We start from the raw sequence: 18,213 nt of genomic DNA on the forward strand, positions 1-18,213 counted from the left end.
TATGCGCGCACCCATCGGACACTTCGACACGGCCGTGGCCGCCCCCGACTGCCTCGACGAACTGATCCGCCCGGTGGCCGACGCCGTACGCCACTGGCGCGGCAGCGTCCCAGCCGAGCAGATCGTCCACGTCGACACCGACCCCGAGTGGGCCGACACCGCGGTCTTCGTGGAGCACTACGGCCGCGAGCTGCTGGAGCAGTCCGCGAACTGCGTGGTGGTGGCCGGCAAGCGCGCCGGGGAGACGACGCTCGCCGCGTGCGTCGTGCTGTCCACCACGCGCGCCGACGTCAACGGTGTCGTGCGCCGCCATCTCGGCGCCCGCAAGGTCTCCTTCGCGCCGATGGACGTCGCGACCGGCGAGACCGGCATGGAGTACGGCGGCATCACCCCCGTCGGGCTGCCCGAGGCATGGCCGGTGCTGGTGGACGCCGCCGTCGTCGATCTGCCGTACGTCCTGGTCGGCAGCGGCCGCCGCCGCGGCAAGCTCCTGGTGCCGGGCAAGGCGTTCGCCGAGCTGCCGGGCGCGGTGGTTCTGGAGGGCCTGGGAGTCGCCTGACACCTGGCACCGCCGCCTCACCCGGCCGCGCGGCGCCGTGCGCCGTGACCGTCCGGTGCGCCGTGAGTGTCCTGTACGCCGTGAGCCGTGAGCCGTGAGCCGTGAGCCGTGAGCCGTGAGCCGTGAGCCGTCCGCCGTCCGCCGTCTACGCCGTGAGCGTGCGCGGAGCCGTCGGTGCCGGGGCGTGGTGCTCCAGCGCCTGATGCGGGTCCGCCTCGCCCGGCGCCGGAGCCGGGTCGGCGTGCACCAGGGCCGCGGTCAGCCGGGGCACGGCGTGCAGCAGGGCGTGCTCGGCCTCCACGGCGACGGCGTGCGCCTCCCGCACGGTCGCCTCGCCGTCCACCACCACCGCCACCTCCGCGCGCAGCCGGTGACCGATCCAGCGCAGCCGCAGCTCACCGACGCCCCGCACCCCGGGCACCCCGGCCAGCGCCTGCTCGGCCCGGTCCACCAGTGCGGGGTCGACCGCGTCCAGCACGCGCCGGAACACCTCACGGGCGGCGTCCTTGAGCACCAGCGCGATGGCGGCGGTGATCGCCAGGCCGACGACCGGGTCGGCCGCCCGCCACCCGAGCGCCGCGCCGCCCGCGCCCAGCAGCACGGCCAGGGAGGTGAAGCCGTCGGCCCGGGCGTGCAGCCCGTCGGCGACCAGTGCCGCCGAGCCGATCTCACGGCCCACGCGGATCCGGTAGCGGGCCACCCACTCGTTGCCCGCGAAACCTGCCAGGGCCGCGGCCGCCACCGCCGGGATGTGCGTCACGGGCCGCGGATCCAGCAGCCGCTCGATCGCCGTCCATCCCGCGAGGACGGCCGACGCGGCGATGGTCAGCACGACCGCGATGCCCGCGAGATCCTCGGCCCGTCCGTAGCCGTAGGTGAAGCGGCGGGTGGCGGCACGTCCGCCCAGCACGAACGCGATGCCGAGCGGCACGGCCGTCAGCGCGTCGGCCGCGTTGTGCACGGTGTCGCCGAGCAGCGCGACGGACCCCGAGACGGCGACCACGGCCGCCTGGGCCAGCGCGGTCACGCCGAGGACCGTCAGTGACACCCACAGGGCACGCATCCCGCGGGCCGAGGACTCCAGCGCGGGGTCGAGCTTGTCGGCGCTCTCGTGGGAGTGGGGGGTGAGGAGATGGGCCAGGCGGTGGCGCAGGCCGGGGCGGCCCTGGTGGTGCGGCCGGCCGTGGCCCTCGTGGTGGTGCCTGTGCGCCTGTCCGTGCCCATGTCCGTGATCGTGATCGTGCCTGCGCGGGTGCTCGTGCCCGTGGTCGTGTCCGTGCTCGTGCTCGTGCCGCTCGCTCACGTCGTTCCCCTTCCGGTGCGCCGCGATGGACGTACGCGATCCCTCGGCGCCATTATGTGCGTATGAACGCACGCATGCACCTGTCATCTGCGCATGATGCGCACCCGCGTACCCCGGGCGACGAGCAGTTCGCGCTCGCGGCCGAACTCCTGGCACTGCTGGGCGACCGGACGCGCCTCGCGCTGCTGCATGCGCTGACCGGCGGGGAGGCGGACGTCACCACGCTCACGGAGGTCTGCGGTGCCGCGCGGCCTGCGGTCAGCCAGCATCTGGCACGGCTGCGGCTCGCCGGGCTGGTGAGCACGCGCAAGGAGGGCCGCCGGGTCGTCTACGCCCTGCGCGACGGCCATCTGCGGCGGCTGGTCGCCGAGGCGCTCAGCGTCGCCGACCACCGCATCGCGGACCGGCCCGCGCACGAGGACTGAGCCCGGACGGCGCCCGCGGGCGCGGGCGAGGACCGGGGCGGCCGTGGCGGTGACCGAAAGTCTTTGCAGAAAGGGGGAGTCGGGGGCCGGGCGAGCATGATGTCCGGGCCACGGCGGAGCGCGGGGACGGGTACGGTGGAGAACCTGCACGGATGCGTCACGCGGCCGGACGGGGGTGAACGGTGGCCGGCACGGACAGCGGCACCCGGCTCCCGGCGGACTTCCGCGGGCCCGGTCCGCGACGGCGTGTCCCCGCCCCGCCGGGCCGTTCCTTCCGTTGTTCCTTCCGCTGCGACTGCCACGTCGACCTCCGTCTTCTCCGGGACCGCCCCAAAGGCGCGGCCGGGCCCGGGTACGTGTGCGTCGCACGCGCCCCCGGTACCGAGGGCCGCGTCCCCCGCCGCGGCGCCGAGGCCGTCGCCCGCGCGCTGTGGGAGCGGGTCCACGGCAGGCTGCGTGACGGGGCCCGCCCCCCGTGCGGGGAGCGGCCGGCCGGGGTGCGGCAGTGACGGAACCCCACTCACCGAAGGGAAACCCGACCATGAACGCCGAACACCGCTTCGTACCGGACCTGCCCGACCTCATCGGCACCTGCGAGTACGGCGAACACCTGGGCGGTCATCTCGGCCGGGCCCGCATCGCCTGGGACGAGCAGGGCGTCGAAGTGCCCGGCGACGTCTTCCGGCCGGACACGCTGGAGGACCTGCTGGACCGCATGGCCCCCGACGTGGTGGAGCAGCGGCTCTGCGGCTGACCCCGGCCCTTGCGGCCTCGTCAGGACCCGGCACGCCGCCGCGGTGCATCCCGCCGCGGTGCGAGCCGGCATCGGCGCCTCCTCCCCGTCGCGGGCCGCCGGCTCCGGCTCCGGCGGGGCCCCGTGAGCCCCGAACCGCCTGTGCGCAACAGGAGTCGACCGGGCGTCGGACATCGCGCACGGCCGGGTCGCACGAATCGGCCCGCTGCCCCGACAAGCCGTCACGCGGCCCCGGTTCTGTGATAGTTGGTGTGCGGACGGTGCCCGCCGGACGGCGCACGGTCCCGACGGGGAGGTGACACGGGGGTGGCTGCCACGGGGGCGGAGGAGTTCCGGGGGAGGCGGCCGGGCGCCGGCGGCACGCAGCCGGTGTCCTTCGGGCCGACGGAGGAGACGGGGGAGCGCGCCGCATGATCCGGTCCGCGCGCGCCGACATGACCGTCTACCGCTGGTCCGAGCGCTCCCTCATCGGCCGCGGCGACGTCGGTCCCGTCACCACCTCCCTCGAACGGGAGGCGCTGCTGCGCTGGAACAGCCGTATCGAGCACCTGGTGTGGGCCGCCCAGGACGACCCCGCGGACACCGAACCGGGTTTCGTCTACCTGCGCTACGGCCATGAGGCCGCCCTGCTGCGCAAGGTCCCCGCCCGCGACGCGCACGGCCGTTCCGGTTCCACCCTCACCCATGTGCTGACCGGCCCCGCCGACAGCATCGACCTGCACCTCGCGCTCGCCGCCTGCCGCAGCGACTGGGACGACTGGCTCCCGTCCCAGGCCCGCCGGCACGCCCTCCTCGACGGCCGCGGCCCCGAGTCGGAGCTGCTGTCCAGGGTCCCCCTGGAACGGGTGCGCGCCCTTCTGCTGCACCGCGAACACCTCCTCGACGAGCTCGACAGCGCCGTCCTCGACCTGCCCGAGGACCTGCTGACCCGGCTCGCCGAGGCGCTCATGGAACAACCCGGCATCCCGCTCACCGTCGTCGGCTCACCGGTACCGGGCGAGGTCGTGGTGCACGCCCTGGCCGAGGTGCTCGGCCATGTCGTCACGGGCGACTGGACGTTCGCCACCCGCGAGGAGACCGACGCCGCCCGCGACCTCCCCCAGTTCGTCTTCGTACGGCCCGACGCCCCGGCCGGCCCGCAGGGCACCCGGCGCCGCATCGACGCCGCCGCACCGGACGGCCCCGGCGGCCCCCTGCGCGGACACGCCGCCCTGCTCGTCAGGCTCCACCGCAGACGCGGCCGGGACGCCCTCGCCCGGCTGCGTCCCCCGCAGCCGCTGGTCTCCGCCGAACAGGTCGGGCAGTGGGCCGAGCAGCACAGCGTCGCCCCCGGCCTGCTCAGCGACCTGGTCAGCCTGCTGGAGGCCGCACCGCGCGGCGACCTCTCCCCGGCCGAGGCCGCCTATCTGCGCAGCGGCGCCGCCCTGCCCCGCGTACGGTCCGAGCTGTCCCGGCTGGACGACGGCCACCTGGCCGGCCTGCTGCACTCCTGGGCCGTGCCCGCCCCCCGGCAGACGCCGTACCACGAGGTGCGCGAGGAACTGCGGCTGGCGGCCGTGCAGCGGTGCTTCGACGCCGCAGCGCACGGGGACGGGTCCGTACTGGAGGACGTCCTGCGCACCGCGCCGCCCGAGGCGGACCTGGTGCGCGGCGTGCTCGACGAACGCATGGAACGCGCCGCCCGCCGCGCCGAGGTCTTCGACGTGGTGCCGCTGCTGGCCTGCGCCGCCCGGATCGGCCTGGCGCGCACGGGCCTGGACGACCTCACGGAGGTACTCGTGGACCGGTTCACCACCGCCGACCTGATCCGTGAGATCGACCGCATCAGCCGCCACGAACCCGACCAGGCCCGCGCCCTGCTGGAGCGCTGCGCCGGACGCGGTTCCACCCGCGGCCGCCGCGACGCCCACGACGCCCTGCGCCGCACCGGGTTCCTGGCCGACGCCATGGACCGCATGGCACCCCGGAACCCCGCACGGGCCACCCATCTGTACCGGCTGCTGCTGCGCTGGACCACCGGCTCCCGGCTCGGGCCGCGTGCGGTGACGACGGTGCTGGACGCGGCGGGGCCCCACCCGTCGCCCGCCCTGCTGCAGGCCCTGATGGACACCGGCCGACGCGGCCGGGCCCGCAGGGCCGTCGTCGCCGCCGTCGTCGAGCAGTACTTCAGCACGCGGCTGCCGGACCCCTCCGGCCGACGCGGTCACCGCCCCCACGCCTGGGACTGAGGGAGAAGCCGGTGGCCGTCCGCACCCACGCCCGGTGCTCGTCCTTGCCGGGGCCGGTCGCCCGCGGGCCCTCCGCGGAGGACCTGCGGGCGACCGGGCTGTACTGCATCGACTCCTGTGACAGCGAAGGAGGAGCGGGATGACCAGGTCCGGCGGTGAGGGCCCCGGCGAGCCCGATTTCGGAGAGGTGCGCTGGAACGGCAACGGCGAGGTGGAGTTCTACGACGGGACGGCGTGGAGGGCGTACGCCGACGACGCCGTCGACGACGACTGGGAGGAGCCCGCGCTGTACCGCTTGACCCCCGAGACGCGCGGGACGGCTCCGCAGGACCCGTCGTCCGGTGAGGACGACCCCGACGGCCCGGACCCCGCATGAGTACGCCGCCGGACCCACAGCCGCCGCTCCAGGCCCAGGCCGAGGAGTCCCCGCTGGTCTCCGCCGCGCAGACGGCGGTCACCGACATGCGCACGACGGCCCGCTGGACCATCGCGGCCTTCGCCGCCGTGGGCGGGGTGATGCTGGGCGGCCTGCCCCTGGCGGGCATCGGGGAGGTGCACGACGGCGGCGACCTCGCGCTGGCCACGGCCGGGCTGGCCCTCGCCGTGCTGGGCGTGGCCTGGGCGATCTGGCACACGGGCGAGGCCCTCACCCCGCGCCTGACCACCCTGCGGGTCCTCACCGACCCGACGCCGCGCGAGCGCCGGGCGCTGAGCGACCTGCACACGGAACTCGCCGCGTCCCCCAGGGCGTTCTACGGCTCCTTCGGCAGCACACCGGCCGAGCTGGACAGGGCCTGCCGGCTGCACGGCAGGGTCGCCGCCAATCTGGAGGCGCTCCTCGTCCACGAGAGCGACCCGCGTCGCCGCGCCGAGGGGAGCCACCGGCTGGCGCTGGCCCGCGCCAACGCGGACCAGGCCCTGCGCCGCCGCCGCGACCTTCTCGAACTGGCCCACGCCTGGCAGGTCCGCGGGGCGCTGCGGCGCGCCCGGCTGCACACCGTGGCGGGGGCGTTCGCGGTCGTGGCGGGAGCGGTGGTGTTCCTGCTGGCGACGACGGGCTGAGCGCCGACGGCCCGTGGGGCGACCGGGCCCGTGGCCGTGACCGGGCCCGTGGCCGTCGCCGTGCGGTGACAGGCCGTGCGGTGACGGGCCAGGCGGTGACGGGCCGGGCGGTGACGGGCCGGGCGGTGACGGGCCGGGCGCGGGGTGTCAGCGCAGCCGGGGGATCTCGATCGCCGGGCAGCGGTCCATCACCATGTCCAGACCGGCGGCGCGGGCACGGCCGTAGGCGGCCTCGTCGACCACGCCGAGCTGGAACCAGAGGGCCTTCGCGCCCTTGGCGACGGCCTCGTCGGCGATGCCCCCGGCGAGGCCGCTGTTGACGAAGACGTCGACGACGTCCACCTCGAAGGGGATGTCCGCGAGCGAGGCGTAGCCCTTCTCGCCGTGCACGGTCTCCGCCTTGGGATGGACGGGCACGATCCGCTTGCCGAAGCGCTGGAGCACCTCGGCGACGCCGTACGCGGCGCGGCTGCGGTGGGAGGACAGGCCGACCACTGCCCAGGTGTCACCGAGTTCGGTGAGGATCTTGCGGACCGTCGCTGCGTCGCCGTACACCATGGCCTCCTCCGGCCTGGACGTTTCCGGGGGCGGGTGCCGCCCCCGGTGGCGCCAACAGTGCCGGGCGCGCGGGGATTCCCCGACGGGGCCGGAGCACGCCGCACGTCGTCCCGCGGGCCGGGACCCCGCGGGAGGGGCCGGAGGGCCGCCCGGGAGCGTCGCGCCGTGACCGGATCGCGTCCCGCGGGCCTGCGCACACGCGCGGGCCCGCCTACGCTCACCTCGTGCTGCGCATCATCGACGCCCGTACCGGCGAGCCCGTCGAGGCCGCCCCCGTCCGCCGGGGTCTCACCCGGGTCGAGGCCCGTGCGACCGGCCCCGACCTCACGTCGCTGCGCGTGCTGCTCGTCGCCGACCTGCTGGTCCGCGCCCTGGAACTGGGCGGCACCCCGGTGTGGGCCGTCCTGGCCGGACCCTCGGAGGAGACACGCCTCCGCTCGGCCGCCGCGGCTCTGGGCGTACGTCCGTTCGAGGACGGCCGGGATGTGGGAGCCGGGCTGGGCGAGGCGCAGATCCTCCATGTGGCGGCCGACGGCACGGACATCCGCGAGAGCGGCATCCCGGCCGGGACCGCCTCCGGCGGCGTCCGCGTCGCCGTCGCCCCGGTCCGCGAGGACTCCCCGGGCACCGGAGCGCTCCTGGGTCCGGGGCCCGCCCCCGGTTCCGGCGACGACCCCGCGGTCCTGCGGCTCGCGCTCCTCGCCGGGCCCCGCGGCGTCCCCCTACGGCTGGACCGCGCAGGACTGGCCGAGGCACGGGAGACCCTGGCGCGCTGGCGCGGGGCCGTCGCCGGCTGGGCACGCCGGCCCTCGCGGCCGGTTCCCGCGGAGGTGCGCCGGAGTCTGCGTGACGCGTGGGAGGACGACCTGGACGTCCCGGCCGTGCTGGAGGTGCTGCGCCAGGTGGAGCGGGCGGGCCCGGAGGTGGCGGACGGCGCCCGCTTCGAGACGTACGCCTACGCGGACCGGCTGCTCGGCCTGGAGCTCACCCGCGACCTGGGGGCCCCGGCATGAGCCCCGGAGCGGGAACGGGCCCGCTGCGCCGGCTCGTCGTCCTGCGGCACGCGAAGTCGGCCTGGCCCGAGGGCGTGCCCGACCACGAGCGCCCGCTCGCGTCCCGGGGCCGCCGGGACGCGCCCGCGGTGGGCCGGGCGCTCGTCGAGGCCGACTGCCTGCCGGACCTCGCCGTGTGCTCCAGCGCCGTACGCGCACGCCAGACCTGGGAGCTGGCCTCCGCCGAGTGGGGCACGCCGCCGCCGCTGCGGGTCGACCGGCGGCTGTACGCGGCCGGCGTGGAGGAACTGCTGGCCGTGGTCCGCGAGACCCCGTCCCAGGTGCGGACGCTGCTGCTGGTCGGCCACAACCCCGGCCTGGAGGACCTGATCCTCACCCTGGCCGCGGGCGACCTGGACGGCGCCCTGGGCACGATCCGCGAGAAGTACCCGACCTCGGCCGTCGCCGTCCTCGCCTGGCGCGGCCCCGCCTGGGACACCCTCGCCCCGGGCCGCGCCCTGCTGATGTCGGCGTTCGTCCCCAGGGGGAAGAAGCCCTAGAACCTGCCGGTGCCTGGTGCCTGGTGCCCGGTGCCCGGTGCCCGGTGCCCGGTGCCCGGTGCCGGATGCACGGCATAGGCTGGCCGGATGCAGGACGAGTACCGCACAGTCGCCCGCGCGGGCGTGCACGAGACCGAGATCAACCGCTCCCGCTTCCTGTGCGCGCTCGCCCCCGCGGCCACCGAGCGGGAGGCCCAGGACTTCGTCGCCGCCGTCCGCAAGGAGCACGCGGACGCCACCCACAACTGCTGGGCGTACGTCATCGGCGCCGACGCGGCCGTCCAGAAGGCCAGCGACGACGGCGAACCCGGCGGCACCGCGGGCGTACCCATGCTCCAGATGCTGCTGCGCCGCGACATGCGGTACGTCGTCGCCGTCGTCACCCGCTACTACGGCGGCGTCAAACTGGGCGCGGGCGGCCTCATCCGCGCGTACGGCGGCTCGGTCGGCGAGGCCATCGACACCCTGGGCACGCTCACCCGCAGGCGATTCCGCCTCGCCACGGTGACCGTCGACCACCAGCGTGCGGGCAAGGTGCAGAACGATCTGCGCGCCACGGGCCGCGAGGTCCGCGACGTGCGCTACGCCGAGCGGGTCACCCTCGAGATCGGCCTCCCCGACGCCGACGTCGACGTCTTCCGCGCCTGGCTCGCCGACGCGACCGCGGGGACGGCGCTGTTCGAGCTGGGCGGGGAGGCGTACGGGGACGCGTAGGCGCCGGGAGGACAGGAAAACGGTGGATATCAGGACATGACTTCCGCTCACGGGGCCGGTCATGACGGGTGATGCGGGAGTAACCGCCCGTGATGTCGGGCCCGGCCGTTAGTCTCGGGGATCATGCGTCTTCTGCACACTTCCGACTGGCACCTCGGCCGGGCGTTCCACCGGGTGAACATGCTCGGCGCCCAGACCGAGTTCATCGGCCACCTCGTCACCACCGCGCGCGAGCGCGAGGTCGACGCGGTGGTCGTGGCGGGAGACGTGTACGACCGCGCGGTCCCGCCGCTGGCCGCGGTGGAGCTCTTCGACGACGCCCTGCACCGGCTGGCCGCACTCGGCGTGCCCACGGTGATGATCTCCGGGAACCACGACTCCGCCCGGCGCCTCGGCGTGGGCGCCGGACTGATCGGACGGGCCGGGATCCATCTGCGCACCGACCCCTCGGCGTGCGGGACCCCCGTGATGCTGCGGGACACCTTCGGGGACGTCGCCTTCTACGGTCTGCCCTATCTCGAACCGGCCCTGGTCAAGGACGAGTTCGGAGTGGAGCGGGCGGGCCACGAGGCGGTGCTCGCCGCAGCCGTGGACCGGGTCCGCGCCGACCTCGCCACCCGCGCGCCCGGCACCCGCTCCGTGGTCCTCGCACACGCCTTCGTCACCGGCGGAGAGGCCAGCGACAGCGAGCGCGACATCGCGGTGGGCGGCGTCGCCGCGGTCCCCGCCGGAGTCTTCGACGGCGTCGACTACGTGGCCCTGGGGCATCTGCACGGCTGTCAGACCATCACCGACCGGGTGCGCTACTCCGGCTCCCCGCTGCCGTACTCCTTCTCCGAGGCCGGTCACCGCAAGAGCATGTGGCTCGTCGACCTCGACGCCGGGGGCGGTGTCACCGCCGAACGCGTCGACTGCCCGGTGCCGCGCCCCCTCGCACGCCTGCGCGGCACCCTGGAGGAACTGCTCGCCGACCCCGCCCTGGACGTCCACCGGGAGTCCTGGGTCGAGGCCACCCTCACCGACGCCGCCCGCCCCGCCGACCCCATGGCCCGGCTCGCCGAGCGGTTCCCGCACGCCCTGAGCCTGGCCTTCGAGCCCGAGCGCGCCCCCGACGACCCCGACGTGTCCTACGCCGGACGGCTCGCCGGACGCGACGACGAGCAGATCGCCGAGGACTTCGTGGCCCATGTGCGCGGCACCGTGCCCGACGAGCGGGAGCGGGCCGTCCTGCGGGACGCCTTCGACGCCGTGCGCGTGGACACGGCCGCACGGGAGACGGCCCGATGAGACTGCACCGCCTCGACCTCACCGCCTTCGGCCCCTTCGGCGCCTCCCACACCGTCGACTTCGACGAACTGTCCGCCGCCGGCCTGTTCCTGCTGCACGGACCGACCGGCGCCGGAAAGACCTCCGTCCTCGACGCCGTCTGCTACGCCCTGTACGGCTCGGTGCCCGGTGTCCGCCCCGGCACGACCCTGCGCAGCGACCACGCCGCCCCCGCCACGCGTACGTCGGTGACGCTCGAACTGACCGTCGCCGGGCGCCGTCTGGAGATCACCCGGCAGCCCGCGTGGGAGCGCCCGAAGAAGCGCGGCACCGGCACCACGCTGGACAAGGCCCAGACCTGGCTGCGCGAGTACGGCACCGGCTCCTGGAAGGACCTCAGCCGCTCCCACCAGGAGATCGGCGAGGAGATCACCCAGCTGCTCGGCATGAGCCGGGAGCAGTTCTGCCAGGTCGTGCTGCTGCCCCAGGGCGACTTCGCGCGCTTCCTGCGCGCCGACGCCGAGGCCCGCGGCAGGCTGCTCGGCCGGCTCTTCGACACCCAGCGTTTCGCCGACGTGGAGAAGCGTCTCGCCGAGCGCCGCCGCGCCACCCAGGCCGGTGTCCACGAGGGCGACGCCGCCCTGCTCGCGGACGCCCACCGCATGCAGCAGGCCGCCGGCGGCGCCATGGAGCTGCCGGAGCTGTCGCCGGGGGAACCCGGCCTCGCAGACGCCGTGCTCGGCGCGGCCGCCGTCGCCCGCAGCACCGCGCGCGAGCGGCTCACCGTCGCGCGACTCGGCCTGACCGCCGCCGAGTCCGCCCAGGCCGCCGCCGAGCGCGCCCTGGCCGACGTACGCGAGACGGCCCGGCTCCAGCGGCGGTTCGCCGAGGCGCGCGAGCGGGCACGGCTGCTCCAGGAACGGTCCGCCGCCCACCGGGCCGCACAGGAACGCATGGAACGGGCCCGCAAGGCGGAGGCCGTGGCTCCCGCCCTCGACCTGCGCGACGCCGCCGGGACCGAGCACCGGCAGGCGTGCGCCGCCGAGACGCACGCGCGTGCCCTGCTGCCGGGCACCTACGCCGACGCAGGCGCCGCCGGGCTCGCGGCCGCCGCGCGCCGGGCCGCCGGGGAACTGGGCGGCCTGGAGTCCGCCCGGCGAGCCGAGCAGCGCCTCTCCGGCCTCCTCGCCGAACGCGCGGGACTCGACCGGCAGGAGCGCGCCGACGAGGACGCCCTCGCCGAGGCGGACAGCTGGCTCGCCGCATGGGACACCACCCGCGCCGCCCTCCGGTCCCGTGTCGACGCCGCGCAGGACGCCGCCGCCCGCGCCGAACAGCTCGCCGTCCAGCGGGAACCCGCCCGGCTGCGGCTGGACGCCGCCGTGCGGCGCGACCGGCTCGGCGAGGAGACGGAGACCGCCCGCCGGCAGGCCCTCGCCTCCGGGGAACGCGCGGTCGAGGCCCGTGCCCACTGGCTCGACCTCAAGGAACAGCGGCTCACCGGCATCGCGGCCGAACTCGCCGCGCACCTCGGTGACGGCGAGCCCTGCGCCGTCTGCGGCGCCACCGAGCACCCCGCCCCCGCCCGCAAGGTCGCCGGACACGTGGACCGCGAGGCGGAGGAGCGCGCGCAGGCCGCCCACCAGCGCGCCGAGGAGACCCGGGCCCAGGACGAGCGCCGGCTCGGCGGCCTCAGGGAGGCACTGGCCGCCGCCACCGCCGAGGCGGGCGACAGTCCCACCGCCCGGCTCGCCGAGGAGAGCGAGGAACTGGAGCGGCGCCACACCCGGGCACGCAGCGAGGCATCCGCCCTGCACCCGGCGCAGGAGGACCTGCGCCATGCCGAGGAGGAGCATCTGCGGCGCACCGAGGCCCGCCAGCAGGCCGCGCTCGGCACGGCCTCCCGCGCGGCCCGCCGCGACGCGCTGGACCGCGAGCGGGCCGCGCTGGAGGAGGAACTGGCCGACGCACGGGGCACCCTGGACAGCGTGGCCGCGCGGGCCGTCCAGCTGGAACGGCAGGCCGCGCTGCTCGATGCCGCCGCCGACGCCGCCCGTGCCGCCGAGGAAGCCGCCCAGCGGCTCAAGGAAGCCGACGCCCGGCTCGCCGACGCCGCCTTCCGGGCCGGCTTCGACACCCCGCGCGCCGCCGCGGACGCCCTCCTCGACGACGCCGCCCAGCGCGAACTGCAACGCCGCCTGGAGACATGGCGGCACGAGGAGGCCGCCGTGCGGGCTGTCCTCGAGGAGGACGACACCGCGGCCGCCGCCCAGCAGCCGCCCGCCGACCTCACGCGTGCCGAGCAGGCCGCGGCCGACACCGTCCGGCTGCTGCGCGAGTCCGCGTCCGGTCGCGACGCCGCCGCGCGGACCTGCGCCGAACTGGACCGGCTGTCCGCGCGCGCGGCCGCCGGGGTGCGCCGGCTGGCCCCGCTGCGCGAGGAACACGACCGCGTCGCCCGCCTCGCCGCCCTCACCGCGGGCACCTCGGCGGACAACGAGCGCAGGATGCGCCTGGAGTCGTACGTGCTGGCCGCCCGTCTGGAGCAGGTGGCCGCCGCGGCGACCGTCCGGCTGCGGCGGATGTCCGCGGGCCGCTACACCCTCGTGCACTCCGACGACCGCTCCGGACGCGGCCGCAGCGGCCTCGGCCTCCATGTCGTCGACGCCTGGACCGGGCGCGAGCGGGACACCGCGACCCTGTCGGGCGGCGAGACCTTCTTCGCCTCGCTCGCCCTCGCCCTCGGCCTCGCGGACGTCGTCACCGACGAGGCGGGCGGTGTGCGCCTGGACACCCTCTTCATCGACGAGGGCTTCGGCAGCCTCGACGACCAGACGCTCGACGAGGTCCTGGACGTCCTGGACTCACTGCGCGAACGCGACCGCAGCGTGGGCATCGTCAGCCATGTCGCCGACCTGCGGCGCCGGGTCCACGCCCAGCTGGAGGTCGTCAAGGGCAGATCGGGCTCCACGCTGCGCCGGCACGGTCACTGACCGAGCGGACGCCGGGGCAGCGGTGAGGAGTAGACGACGCTGGTCGTGACCGACCCCAGGGCGCCGATCCTGCCGGACACCTCCTCCAGGTGCCGCATGGAGCGGGCGGTGACCTTGATGACGAAGCAGTCGTCGCCCGTCACATGGTGCGCCTCCAGGATCTCCGGCGTCACGGCGACCAGGTCGTGGAAGGGCTTGTAGTTGCCGTTGGGGTAGCGCAGCCGGACGAACGCCAGGATCGGCATGCCCAGCCGGTCCGGGTCCACCACGGCCGCGTAGCCCTGGATCACGCCCGCCTCCTCCAGCCGGCGCACCCGCTCGGTGACCGCGCTCGCCGACATCGACACCGCCCGGGCCAGCTCGGCGAAGCTGGCCCGGCCGTCACGCTGGAGGACATCGAGGATGCGCCAGTCGGTGGCGTCCGGGGAAAACGCGGTCATGGCTGATGGATACCAGGGGAATCCCCGGGCCTTCAAGGTCCGGACCGTGGAACGCCCCTTCAGGAAGATGATCTACGACCGTAGATTTCTGGTCATCGGAAAGCCGCTGTCCCCGACACAGCACTGCAGAAAGGCCCGCGATGACCACCGCTGCCGCCGTGAACCCCGTCCTGCGTGTCGCCCCCGCCGCCCCGGCCGAGGCCGCCGCGTACTTCCGCGCGAGCCTCGTCTTCCACGCCGACGTCTCCGACGTGGCCGCGGTGCTCTCCGCCGGCGGCGACCCCGGCTTCGTCGTGCTGGACTCCCGTTCCACCGAGAGCTGGGAGCAGGGCCACGTCCCCGGCGCCGTCCATCTGCCGACCGCGCAGATCGCCGAGCAGGCCGAGCGGCTCCTGGACCGGTCCGTGCCCGTCGTCACGTACTGCTGGGGTCCCGGCTGCAACGGCGCCACCCGCGCCGCCCTCGCTCTCGCCGAACTCGGCTACCAGGTCAAGGAGATGCTCGGCGGCTTCGAGTACTGGGTCCGTGAGGGCTTCGAGTACGAGACCTGGGAGGGCCGCGACCGCCGTGACGCCGACCCGCTGACGGCTCCGGTCGACGCGGAGGACTGCGGCTGCTGACCCGCTGCCGCCGGGCGGTGAGGTGCCTGAGGGGGTGAGGCGGCGGCGTGCCGGGGCGCGGGGCGGCAGCGGTCTCGGAGGTGCGGGGCGGCGGGCCGGGCGGCCCGCCGCCCCGCGGGTCCGTCAGAGGGCGGAGAGCTCGTCCACCAGGTCGTCCAGGCCCAGGGAACCCTGCGAGAGGGCGGCCATGTGCCATGCCTTGAGGTCGAAGGCGTCACCGTGGCGGGCGCGGGCGTTCTCGCGGCCCAGCAGCCAGGCCCGCTCGCCCAGCTTGTAGCCGATCGCCTGCCCGGGGATCGTCAGATAGCGGGTCAGCTCGCTCTCGACGAAGTCCGCCGGACGGCTGCTGTGCGCGCCGAAGAACTCCTGCGCCAGCTCCGGTGTCCAGCGCTCACCCGGACGGAACGGGGAGTCCGCCGGGATCTCCAGCTCCAGATGCATGCCGATGTCGACGATGACCCGGGCCGCGCGCATCATCTGCGCGTCCAGATAGCCGAGCCGCTCCTCCGGGTCGGTGAGGAAGCCCAGCTCGTCCATCAGCCGTTCCGCGTACAGAGCCCAGCCCTCGGCGTTGGCACTGACCCCGCCGACGGTGGCCTGGTAACGGGAGAGGTTCCCGGCGACGTACGTCCACTGCGCGAGCTGGAGATGGTGGCCCGGCACCCCCTCGTGGTACCAGGTCGAGACCAGGTCGTAGACCGGGAACCGGGTCAGCCCCATCGTCGGCAGCCAGGTGCGGCCCGGCCGCGAGAAGTCCTCCGACGGCTGTGTGTAGTACGGCGCGGCCGCGCTGCCGGGCGGCGCGATGCACGACTCCACCTTCCGCACCGGCTCCGCCAGTTCGAAGTGCGTGCCGTCGAGCGCCTCGATCGCCCGGTCCATCACGCCCTGCAGCCACTCACGGACCTCGTCGACACCCTCGATGTGCCGCCCGTGCTCGTCGAGATGCGCGAGCGTCACCCACGGCGTCGCGGCGCCCGGCAGGATCCTCTCGGCCTCCTTCTTCATCTCGCCCAGCAGCCGGTGGTACTCGGCCCAGCCGTACGCGTACGCCTCGTCCAGATCGAGGTCCGTGCCGTTGAAGTAGCGGGACCAACGCGCGTAGCGCTCGCGGCCCACCGTGTTCGGGGCGCCCTCGATCGCCGGGACGTACACCTCCCGCATCCACTCCCGCAGCTCCACCACGGCGGCCGTCGCCCCGCGGGCGGCCTCGTCCAGCTCGCCGCGCAGCGCCTCGGGACCCGCCGACGCGAAGTCCTCGAACCAGCCCCGGCCGCTGCCGTCGGTGTCCGCCCACTCGCCGAGCTGCTCCACGAACGTGGCCGTCGGCCGCGGCGCCGCGTACAGCTTGCGCTCCAGGCCGAGGGCCAGCGACTCCCGGTAGCCCGCCAGCGAGGCCGGCACCGCGCGCAGCCGCTCGGCGATCGCCGCCCAGTCCTCCTCGGTCTCGGTGGGCGTGACGGTGAAGACCTCACGCACGTTGTGGGCGGGCGTGGCCATGTTGCCGACCGCCCGCAGTCCCTCGTCGGCGTCGTGCACGGCGAGCTCGGCGGTCAGCCGCTCCCGCAGCAGCCGCGCGCACCGGCGCTCGATGTCGCTGTCCGCGCCGGGCTGCCGCTCGGCTTCGTCGAGCCGCGCGAGCGTCGTCCGCTGCAGAGCGGCGAGCGCTTCCTGGCCTGCCGGCGAGAGGTCGGGCAGACGGCTCGAACTCTCCTGCACTCCGAGGTAGGTACCGGTGACCGGATCGAGGGCGACGAGGTCGTCGACATAGGCGTCGGCGACCTCACGGGGCAGCGGGCTCTTGGTCTCTGACATGCACACATCCTCGTACGGGGGCCCGCTCCACGTCACCCCGTTTGCGCCGAGGGCGAAGGCGGCAGCAGCGGCCCGCAGTCCCACTTCTGGAATATCAACCGGGTCTCCACCCGGGCCACCTCGCGCTGGGACGTGAACTCGTCCAGCACGAGCCGCTGCAGATCCGCCATGTCCGCCACGGCCACATGGACGAGGTAGTCGTCCGGTCCGGTCAGGTGGAAGACGGTCAGCGACTCCGGCAGCGCCCGGATCCGCTCCACGAACGGCCCCACCAGTTCCCGCCGGTGCGGTCTGACCTGCACCGACAGCAGTGCCTGAAGACCACGGCCCAGTTTGGCCGGATCCAGCCGCAGCTGATGGCCGAGGATCACTCCGGCCCGCCGGAGCCGGGTCACCCGGTCCAGGCATGTCGAAGGGGCGACCCCCACCTGGGCGGCAAGGTCGCGGTAGGTCGTCCGTGCGTCGTTCTGCAGCAAGGTCAGCAGCTGAAGATCGACCGGATCCAGTACGACAGATTCGGCCACTTGCCGAACGTAGCACGGTGTTCGAATGATGTGCCTCGGCCGGTGTTCACCCTGTCCGTCCATGGACACCGACATGGACACCGCCACGGCCACGCCCCAGGGTCTGGCCGGCCACCGCCCCGCCACCCGGGCCCTGGCCACCGAGGCCGTGCATGCCGGCCGCGACGACCTCGCGCGCCAGGGACTGCACGCCCCGCCGATCGACCTGTCCACCACCTACCCCTCCTACGACAGCCGCGGTGAGGCCGCCCGTATCGACGCCTTCGCCGAGACGGGCGCCGAACTCGACGGGCCGCCCGTCTACGCCCGCCTGGGCAACCCGACCGTCGCCCGGTTCGAGACGGCGCTCGCCCGTCTGGAGGGCACCGAGTCCGCCGTCGCCTTCGCCAGCGGCATGGCCGCCCTCAGCGCGGTCCTGCTGGTCCGGGCGTCCATGGGACTGCGCCACGTCGTCGCCGTACGTCCCCTGTACGGCTGCAGCGACCATCTCCTGACCGCCGGGCTCCTCGGCTCCGAGGTGACCTGGACCGACCCCGCCGGGATCGCGGACGCGCTGCGGCCCGACACCGGCCTGGTCATGGTCGAGACGCCCGCCAACCCGACCCTCGCCGAGGTCGACCTGCGGGCCGTGGCCCACGCCTGCGGCTCGGTGCCGCTGCTCGCCGACAACACCTTCGCCACGCCGGTGCTCCAGCGGCCCACGGAACAGGGCGCCCGTCTGGTCCTGCACAGCGCGACCAAGTACCTCGGCGGTCACGGCGACGTCATGGCCGGTGTCGTGGCCTGCGACGAGGAGTTCGCCGGGCGGCTGCGGCAGGTGCGGTTCGCCACCGGCGGGGTCCTGCACCCGCTGGCCGGCTATCTGCTGCTGCGCGGTCTGTCGACCCTGCCGGTGCGGGTGCGTGCCGCCTCCGAGAACGCCGCCGAACTGGTGCGCCGGCTCGCCGCCGACCCGCGCGTGGCCCGTGTGCACTACCCGCGCATCGGCGGCGCGATGGTCGCCTTCGAGGTGCACGGCGATCCGCACGAGGTGATCGCCGGTGTCCGTCTGGTCACCCCCGCGGTGAGCCTCGGCAGCGTCGACACCCTCATCCAGCACCCCGCCTCCATCAGCCACCGCATCGTCGACGCCGACGACCGCCGCGGCGCCGGTGTCTCCGACCGGCTGCTGCGGATGTCGGTGGGCCTGGAGGACATCGAGGACCTCTGGTCCGACCTGGACCGGGCGCTGGGTACGGGGGTACCGGCGGCCGCGACGGCCACCGCCCGCGACGGGGCGGTGGCCGGGGTCTGACGGGGGAGTGCGGGCGGCCCGGCCCTGACGGAACGGGCCGCCCGCACGGGGCGCGCGTGCCGGACCCCCGCATGGGTCCGGCACCGGGCTGTCCGCATCCGGGTCA

At 75.2% G+C, this 18,213-nt stretch carries 18 protein-coding genes; 13 read left to right on the top strand and 5 right to left on the bottom strand.

What is annotated here, in order from left to right; translation table 11 throughout:
- The first annotated feature begins 1 nt into the window (after position 1).
- Positions 2 to 559, top strand: a complete 558-nt coding sequence (locus tag ACIQGV_RS06280; protein WP_402491226.1) for a YbaK/EbsC family protein — start codon at positions 2 to 4, stop codon at positions 557 to 559.
- 145 nt (positions 560 to 704) lie between these two features.
- On the opposite strand, the gene ACIQGV_RS06285 is transcribed toward ACIQGV_RS06280, so the two are convergent.
- The gene (locus tag ACIQGV_RS06285) at positions 705 to 1,862 is read right to left on the bottom strand and encodes a cation diffusion facilitator family transporter (protein WP_402491229.1); all 1,158 of its coding nucleotides are present in this window, start codon (positions 1,860 to 1,862) and stop codon (positions 705 to 707) included.
- 62 nt (positions 1,863 to 1,924) lie between these two features.
- Here ACIQGV_RS06285 and ACIQGV_RS06290 point away from each other — a divergent pair, with 62 nt between their 5' ends.
- The 5 genes from ACIQGV_RS06290 (at position 1,925) to ACIQGV_RS06310 (ending at position 6,331) form a co-directional block, all read left to right on the top strand.
- Positions 1,925 to 2,287 carry an ArsR/SmtB family transcription factor gene (locus tag ACIQGV_RS06290; protein WP_402491233.1) on the top strand — a complete coding sequence of 121 codons (363 nt, stop codon included), beginning with the start codon at positions 1,925 to 1,927 and terminating at the stop codon, positions 2,285 to 2,287.
- 541 nt (positions 2,288 to 2,828) lie between these two features.
- Entirely contained in the window at positions 2,829 to 3,041 is a 213-nt protein-coding gene (locus tag ACIQGV_RS06295; RefSeq protein WP_402491236.1) for a radical SAM-modified peptide, FtsH ternary system-associated, read from the top strand.
- Between the two features lie 410 nt (positions 3,042 to 3,451).
- On the top strand, positions 3,452 to 5,269 hold the full coding sequence (locus ACIQGV_RS06300) for a hypothetical protein (RefSeq protein WP_402491239.1): 1,818 nt from the start codon (positions 3,452 to 3,454) through the stop codon (positions 5,267 to 5,269).
- A 139-nt stretch (positions 5,270 to 5,408) separates the two neighbouring features.
- Positions 5,409 to 5,645 carry a hypothetical protein gene (locus ACIQGV_RS06305; protein ID WP_402491242.1) on the top strand — a complete coding sequence of 79 codons (237 nt, stop codon included), beginning with the start codon at positions 5,409 to 5,411 and terminating at the stop codon, positions 5,643 to 5,645.
- The gene (locus ACIQGV_RS06310; protein WP_402491244.1) at positions 5,642 to 6,331 is read left to right on the top strand and encodes a hypothetical protein; all 690 of its coding nucleotides are present in this window, start codon (positions 5,642 to 5,644) and stop codon (positions 6,329 to 6,331) included. Before ACIQGV_RS06305 ends, ACIQGV_RS06310 begins: the two co-directional genes overlap by 4 nt.
- Before the next feature lie 147 nt (positions 6,332 to 6,478).
- Here the strand turns inward: ACIQGV_RS06310 and ACIQGV_RS06315 are convergent, their stop codons facing one another.
- Positions 6,479 to 6,886, bottom strand: coding sequence for a CoA-binding protein (locus ACIQGV_RS06315; RefSeq protein ID WP_402492391.1), 408 nt, complete (start codon positions 6,884 to 6,886; stop codon positions 6,479 to 6,481).
- Positions 6,887 to 7,113: 227 nt separating this feature from the next.
- On the opposite strand from ACIQGV_RS06315, the gene ACIQGV_RS06320 reads away from it, so the two are divergent.
- The 5 genes from ACIQGV_RS06320 (at position 7,114) to ACIQGV_RS06340 (ending at position 13,414) form a co-directional block, all read left to right on the top strand.
- The gene (locus ACIQGV_RS06320; protein ID WP_402491247.1) at positions 7,114 to 7,902 is read left to right on the top strand and encodes a hypothetical protein; all 789 of its coding nucleotides are present in this window, start codon (positions 7,114 to 7,116) and stop codon (positions 7,900 to 7,902) included.
- Entirely contained in the window at positions 7,899 to 8,441 is a 543-nt protein-coding gene (locus ACIQGV_RS06325) for a SixA phosphatase family protein (RefSeq protein WP_402491249.1), read from the top strand. Before ACIQGV_RS06320 ends, ACIQGV_RS06325 begins: the two co-directional genes overlap by 4 nt.
- 87 nt (positions 8,442 to 8,528) lie before the next feature.
- Positions 8,529 to 9,155 (top strand): YigZ family protein, encoded by a 627-nt coding sequence (locus ACIQGV_RS06330; protein ID WP_402491252.1) that lies wholly within the window; start codon positions 8,529 to 8,531, stop codon positions 9,153 to 9,155.
- Between the two features lie 123 nt (positions 9,156 to 9,278).
- The gene (locus ACIQGV_RS06335) at positions 9,279 to 10,442 is read left to right on the top strand and encodes an exonuclease SbcCD subunit D (RefSeq protein ID WP_402491255.1); all 1,164 of its coding nucleotides are present in this window, start codon (positions 9,279 to 9,281) and stop codon (positions 10,440 to 10,442) included.
- Positions 10,439 to 13,414: an AAA family ATPase gene (locus ACIQGV_RS06340; protein WP_402491258.1), complete on the top strand. Its 2,976-nt coding sequence runs from the start codon at positions 10,439 to 10,441 to the stop codon at positions 13,412 to 13,414. The genes ACIQGV_RS06335 and ACIQGV_RS06340 overlap by 4 nt, the downstream gene beginning before the upstream one ends.
- Here the strand turns inward: ACIQGV_RS06340 and ACIQGV_RS06345 are convergent.
- A complete protein-coding gene (locus ACIQGV_RS06345; protein WP_402491261.1) occupies positions 13,408 to 13,854 on the bottom strand; it encodes an Lrp/AsnC family transcriptional regulator in 447 nt (148 codons plus the stop codon). The genes ACIQGV_RS06340 and ACIQGV_RS06345 overlap by 7 nt on opposite strands.
- A 140-nt stretch (positions 13,855 to 13,994) precedes the next feature.
- On the opposite strand from ACIQGV_RS06345, the gene ACIQGV_RS06350 reads away from it, so the two are divergent.
- Positions 13,995 to 14,474: a rhodanese-like domain-containing protein gene (locus ACIQGV_RS06350; RefSeq protein ID WP_402491264.1), complete on the top strand. Its 480-nt coding sequence runs from the start codon at positions 13,995 to 13,997 to the stop codon at positions 14,472 to 14,474.
- A gap of 123 nt (positions 14,475 to 14,597) precedes the next feature.
- Here ACIQGV_RS06350 and ACIQGV_RS06355 read toward each other — a convergent pair whose 3' ends face one another.
- The gene (locus ACIQGV_RS06355) at positions 14,598 to 16,289 is read right to left on the bottom strand and encodes a DUF885 domain-containing protein (protein ID WP_402491266.1); all 1,692 of its coding nucleotides are present in this window, start codon (positions 16,287 to 16,289) and stop codon (positions 14,598 to 14,600) included.
- A gap of 32 nt (positions 16,290 to 16,321) precedes the next feature.
- Positions 16,322 to 16,813: an Lrp/AsnC family transcriptional regulator gene (locus ACIQGV_RS06360; RefSeq protein WP_402491269.1), complete on the bottom strand. Its 492-nt coding sequence runs from the start codon at positions 16,811 to 16,813 to the stop codon at positions 16,322 to 16,324.
- Positions 16,814 to 16,886: 73 nt separating this feature from the next.
- Here ACIQGV_RS06360 and ACIQGV_RS06365 point away from each other — a divergent pair, with 73 nt between their 5' ends.
- The gene (locus ACIQGV_RS06365; protein WP_402492393.1) at positions 16,887 to 18,107 is read left to right on the top strand and encodes a trans-sulfuration enzyme family protein; all 1,221 of its coding nucleotides are present in this window, start codon (positions 16,887 to 16,889) and stop codon (positions 18,105 to 18,107) included.
- The last annotated feature ends 106 nt before the right edge of the window (positions 18,108 to 18,213 follow it).

The sequence above is a fragment of the Streptomyces sp. NPDC093094 genome (genome assembly GCF_044754345.1).
Lineage (GTDB): Bacteria > Actinomycetota > Actinomycetes > Streptomycetales > Streptomycetaceae > Streptomyces.

Coding starts and splice junctions, on each gene's coding strand:
- ACIQGV_RS06365 (WP_402492393.1), top strand. CDS start 16,887: ATGGACACCGCCACGGCCACGCCCCAGGGTCTGGCCGGCCACCGCCCC.
- ACIQGV_RS06280 (WP_402491226.1), top strand. CDS start 2: ATGCGCGCACCCATCGGACACTTCGACACGGCCGTGGCCGCCCCCGAC.
- ACIQGV_RS06310 (WP_402491244.1), top strand. CDS start 5,642: ATGAGTACGCCGCCGGACCCACAGCCGCCGCTCCAGGCCCAGGCCGAG.
- ACIQGV_RS06330 (WP_402491252.1), top strand. CDS start 8,529: ATGCAGGACGAGTACCGCACAGTCGCCCGCGCGGGCGTGCACGAGACC.
- ACIQGV_RS06325 (WP_402491249.1), top strand. CDS start 7,899: ATGAGCCCCGGAGCGGGAACGGGCCCGCTGCGCCGGCTCGTCGTCCTG.
- ACIQGV_RS06350 (WP_402491264.1), top strand. CDS start 13,995: ATGACCACCGCTGCCGCCGTGAACCCCGTCCTGCGTGTCGCCCCCGCC.
- ACIQGV_RS06335 (WP_402491255.1), top strand. CDS start 9,279: ATGCGTCTTCTGCACACTTCCGACTGGCACCTCGGCCGGGCGTTCCAC.
- ACIQGV_RS06290 (WP_402491233.1), top strand. CDS start 1,925: ATGAACGCACGCATGCACCTGTCATCTGCGCATGATGCGCACCCGCGT.
- ACIQGV_RS06295 (WP_402491236.1), top strand. CDS start 2,829: ATGAACGCCGAACACCGCTTCGTACCGGACCTGCCCGACCTCATCGGC.
- ACIQGV_RS06305 (WP_402491242.1), top strand. CDS start 5,409: ATGACCAGGTCCGGCGGTGAGGGCCCCGGCGAGCCCGATTTCGGAGAG.
- ACIQGV_RS06340 (WP_402491258.1), top strand. CDS start 10,439: ATGAGACTGCACCGCCTCGACCTCACCGCCTTCGGCCCCTTCGGCGCC.
- ACIQGV_RS06355 (WP_402491266.1), bottom strand. CDS start 16,289: ATGTCAGAGACCAAGAGCCCGCTGCCCCGTGAGGTCGCCGACGCCTAT.
- ACIQGV_RS06300 (WP_402491239.1), top strand. CDS start 3,452: ATGATCCGGTCCGCGCGCGCCGACATGACCGTCTACCGCTGGTCCGAG.
- ACIQGV_RS06345 (WP_402491261.1), bottom strand. CDS start 13,854: ATGACCGCGTTTTCCCCGGACGCCACCGACTGGCGCATCCTCGATGTC.